The sequence below is a fragment of the Bacteroidota bacterium genome (genome assembly GCA_039111535.1).
Taxonomy (GTDB): Bacteria; Bacteroidota; Rhodothermia; order Rhodothermales; family JAHQVL01; genus JBCCIM01.
The window spans coordinates 1-4,411 of record JBCCIM010000314.1 but is presented as its reverse complement, the minus strand read 5'-3'; the positions used below and the strand labels follow the sequence as shown (position 1 = coordinate 4,411).

Below are 4,411 nucleotides of genomic sequence, written 5' to 3'. Positions count from 1 at the left end.
TGGTTGATGCCAAGCCGAAAATGATGGCGAAACGCGACACCGTTTCGAACCAGCTGGACCGTGTTTTTGAAGTCTACAAACGATACCAGGAGAATTTGGCTGTAGATAGCCTGGCCTGGGCCACGCAAGATTCGCTCAACATCGTTGATTTGAAACGCACGGCGCTGCTCCGCCTTACGCAGCAGCAATGGAATTTCCTTATCGCCTCATATCATGAGCGTGAATTTGCTGACTCTCTTCGGCGTGTGCAACTGGCTGATGAACCCCGGTTGGATGAGGTACTCTTGCAGGAAGCCTGGAGTATCGGAACGCAGTTGTTGAACGTTGGGATTCTTGATATTCAACTCGACAGCATATATACGGACGAAATCTCCATCCGCCGTGACGATGAGTCGATTGTGGTGCGCAAGAACAAAGCAAACCTGTTCGGACTGGATGAGGCGTTTGTCTTTGCGCAGGATCGCTATACAAGTATGTTTGCTGATGATCCCCAGCGTGCCAAGCTCGGCGCTGCGTTTTTTAGGGCTATTTTTCAGCATTCCCTCTCGTTTATGCGGGCTGAAACTTACAGGGAGTGGCGCAGGAAAGAGGAGCGCATTTCGCCAACCCGTGGGATGGTGCCGGCCGCCAGCGTGATTGTAAACAATGGCGAAATAGTCACCGAAGAAATTAAACGCCGGCTCGATTCGCTCGGTCGCGAGCAACAAGAACGCAGCGGCAATCAGTTGCAATGGAAAGTAGCCCTCGGTCAGTTTACCCTGGCATTGGCTACCCTGCTGATTTTCTTCCTCTATCTTTTTGTACTGCGAAGGCGGGTGTTCGACAACAATAAACACATCTTGCTCATCGCGCTGCTATTTATTGGGATCATCGGCTCGTTTGCCATTGCAATTCGTTACCCGTGGGCCGGCATGTACGCTGTGCCGGTAGCTGTCATTCCGCTCATGATGACAGTAATGTTTGATTCACGCGTTGCGTTGTTTGGATTATGGACGCTTGCATTTATCGGCGGGCATTTCCTGAACTACGATTTTGAGTATACGTTTGCCACAATCTTTGCCGGCACCCTCGGCATTTTCAGCGTACGCGATATCAAAAACCGGGGCCAAATTTTCCTTTCTGCTGCGGCTGTAGCAATTGGGTACGCGGTAGTCCTGGGCGCAAGCTGGCTGTTGTACGACGTTCCGATTGAACTCTGGAGCAACGACTTTGGCCGGGCAATGATAAACGCAGCGCAGGTGATTGTTGTGGTGCCGCTCTTGTGGGTTTTTGAACGTGCGTTTGATATCACAACCGACCTGACGTTACTGGAGCTTTCTGATACGAACCGACCGTTGCTCAAAGAGCTTAGCTTGCGGGCACCGGGTACGTTTAACCATACGCTGCAGGTTGCTAACCTGGCGGAGGCTGCAGCTGATGCCATTGGCGCCAATGCGTTGCTGGCAAGGGTAGGGGCGTTGTATCATGATGTGGGTAAGATGATCAAGCCCGAGTATTTTGTGGAGAATCAGCGCGCCGGCGGCAACCCGCACGACCACTTGAAGCCCCGCATGAGTGCTCTCATCATTGCGAGCCATGTGAAAGAAGGATTGGAGATTGGTAAAAATTACAACCTGCCGAACCGGGTGCTGGAGTTCATCCCAATGCACCACGGCACATCGCTTATCGAATATTTCTACCGCAAAGCCCAGGCAGATAACACGGATGAGCAGTCTGATGTGCTTGAATCAGAATTCAGGTATCCGGGCCCGCGTCCAAACTCTCGTGAAGCTGGCATCCTGATGTTGGCCGATTCGGTTGAAGCCGCCAGCCGCAGCATCAGTGAGCCTACGCACAAGCGGTTAGAATCCATGGTAGAGGGCATTTTCAAATCGCGCGTAAACGACGGCCAGCTAGACGAAACTGACCTCACCTTCAACGATCTCTATAAAATAAAGGAGACGTTTCTGGAAATGCTCCTTGGCATTCACCATGGACGCGTAAAATATCCGGGACAAGCTGAAGCCGAAGCGGCAGCTGAGCTTGAAGCAGAAGAGGAAGTGCCTGTCGTAGAAGTAAGGCCACCAGATATCGAAGGTGGAGGCGATGGGCAGGCAGAGCAAATTACACCGGAGTAGCACGATTGACAATATTGGAGTGCTGGCTATAACAAATCCGCTACAGCGCAGGGATAATGCGCTGAATTGCCTCTAGTGACTCTTTGCTAACGCGGTGCGAAATGATGTAAGCTGGCTTACCCTGCTTTGTATACGGTAGCATGCGCCGCCGGCTCAGTGGCGTATACACAACCATGTCTACCTGCTTGATGAATTCCGGTATATGCGTTGCGCCGTCTTCCAGTGATGCACCAAAAATCTGCCCGCCAAATCCTGTTTGCTGCTGGATAGCTGACATAAGATGGGGAATGGAATGGGCATGGTAGGTCACGAGGCCCAGCGTTTCATGACTCAAAAGGCGCGCAATGCGGTCGAGGGCTTCGGGTGACAGGTACGAGACAATGCCCATCGTGTCGATTCTCGGGAATTGCTCGTTCAACTGTTTTACCATCGGAGCCGGGCAGAATATCATATCGGCATCCTGTATCGAATCTACCAGAGGGAGCGTAGACGTCTCGACATTCACTTGCAAAGTATTGTTGATGTGCTCTGCGCACTGCATACCCATTTCGGCGTACGGCGCCACATAAACCAGTTTCAGGTTTTCCGAACCCAGATCGAGCATGGCCAACTGCTCCTGAACGAGGTATTCAATCTCACCTTCTTCGAGCCCGAGCCCTACAAGCTGCAGCAGCATTTTTTGAACAATATCAGCACCTTTTTCGAGTCGCTCTTCGTTGCTAAGCGGCGTCCGCGCAGTCACGCGATAGCCACTGCCTTGTTGGACCTCCAGGATGCCTTCATCAACAAGCAGCTGGTAGGCTTTACGTACGGTATGAAATGAAATACCCACCTGCTCCGCCAGCTTGCGCGTAGGAGGCAGCGTTTCATTCATCTTATAGTAACTGCTGGCAATCAGATAGCGTAATTGCTCAACTACCTGGTCGGTAACAGAAGTGCCGGCTTTGCGGTCTATTTTAATCATCTGGATCTATCTGGCCCGTCTGTTACGGAAGTTAGGCATTGGCGGGCGCGTCGACAACCATCGTCCAGTTTTAGGCCTAGTCGTGCCTTAAGCATGGTCCAGTTTCAGGCATCCGGCTTTTCAACGGCAAATCCGCAAATCACTGTACGTCCATGCTGGCACTGCACCGTTGCCTGGTTGCCTGTTGCTTCAGCGAAATAGGCTGCCACAAGGTTGCAAACCAGGGGATCTTTATGCACAAGCGAAGCAACCGGGCAACTGTGGCAGTTGATTGCTACGCTGTCATCCTGGTTTTGCATTTCTGCAATAGCGCCCATGGAATTGACAACTTCAACAGCGCGCTGTGTATCTGCATCCACATCGCCGGTGGGCGTGAGGCCGGCGGTCTTTGCGAGGAGTTTACCCGTATGCTCCAGGATGTTGACCCGTAATGTCTCGGGGAGTTCTGTACCGAGAATTTCAATCATGCCCACCATGATCGTTTTGTATGCAGAAGAGAAGGCATCCTCACTGCCAGGTTTAACCCGGTAGTGATGTGCCGGCTTGCCAACACCGCTCTTGTTTTCAGCGAGGAATTTCTCAATAAAGCCGGCGGTCTCAAGTTTGGTGACTTGCAGGTGCGCTGAATTACGTGAAATCCCAAGAGCCACAGCGAGCTCAGTCACCGTGGCGGCTTTGCGGTTCAGCAGGTTTGTGATTTTTCGGGCAGTATCCATCAATTGAAACAGGTGTTGAAGGCACCAGGTATAGTACAGAACAATTAGTAATACATTGACATTACAAAATAAGTGTATTACATTTTTCATGTTGTGTGTGGTTTCACGCTGTATTTCCTTTTTTGATCTAATTGCGAGAAAAACGATGCGAATTTTACTCCCCCTTGCCGGCAGCCTTTCGCTCTTGTTTGGGCTGTTCGCTCAACACGATATAAAACGGCCAGCATCGTCAGAGATCGCCTTTCCTGAAGGCTATGCTGAGACGTACACCAACTACCTTAGCCTCGATCGCACCATGAATCCGGATCAAGTCATTCGGTTGTTTGCTAACGATGTCGCAATGCAGGGGCCAGATGATGAGGGTAAACTGCCATTTGGTTCAGTTCTTGTTGCTGAAGTGTACAAAGCTAAAAAGAATGACAAAGGTGAGATTCTCACGTCGACCCTCGGGCGCCGTATCAAAGGCGACCTTGCACTCATTGCTGTGATGCAGCGCGAAGAAGACTGGGGCGAAGGGTATGTCGCTGAGCTCAGCAATGGAAACTGGGAATTTGCAGCCTTCAAAGCTGATGGTATGGATGCCGGCAAAAATCTTGATGCATGTCGCGCATGCC

The 4,411-nt window shown here is 51.2% G+C and carries 4 protein-coding genes; 2 read left to right on the top strand and 2 right to left on the bottom strand.

Going from position 1 to position 4,411, the window contains the following annotated elements; genetic code table 11:
• A partial coding sequence (locus tag AAF564_26150; protein ID MEM8489056.1) for an HDIG domain-containing metalloprotein occupies nucleotides 1–2,117 on the top strand: 2,117 nt, incomplete at its 5' end.
• A 40-nt stretch (nucleotides 2,118–2,157) separates the two neighbouring features.
• On the opposite strand, the gene AAF564_26145 is transcribed toward AAF564_26150, so the two are convergent.
• Together AAF564_26145 and AAF564_26140 are read right to left on the bottom strand one after the other, a co-directional pair.
• Nucleotides 2,158–3,081 carry a GntR family transcriptional regulator gene (locus AAF564_26145; GenBank protein MEM8489055.1) on the bottom strand — a complete coding sequence of 308 codons (924 nt, stop codon included), beginning with the start codon at nucleotides 3,079–3,081 and terminating at the stop codon, nucleotides 2,158–2,160.
• 104 nt (nucleotides 3,082–3,185) lie between these two features.
• Nucleotides 3,186–3,797 carry a hypothetical protein gene (locus AAF564_26140; protein MEM8489054.1) on the bottom strand — a complete coding sequence of 204 codons (612 nt, stop codon included), beginning with the start codon at nucleotides 3,795–3,797 and terminating at the stop codon, nucleotides 3,186–3,188.
• 145 nt (nucleotides 3,798–3,942) lie between these two features.
• On the opposite strand from AAF564_26140, the gene AAF564_26135 reads away from it, so the two are divergent.
• The coding region (locus AAF564_26135) for a cytochrome P460 family protein (protein MEM8489053.1) at nucleotides 3,943–4,411 on the top strand (469 nt) is incomplete at its 3' end.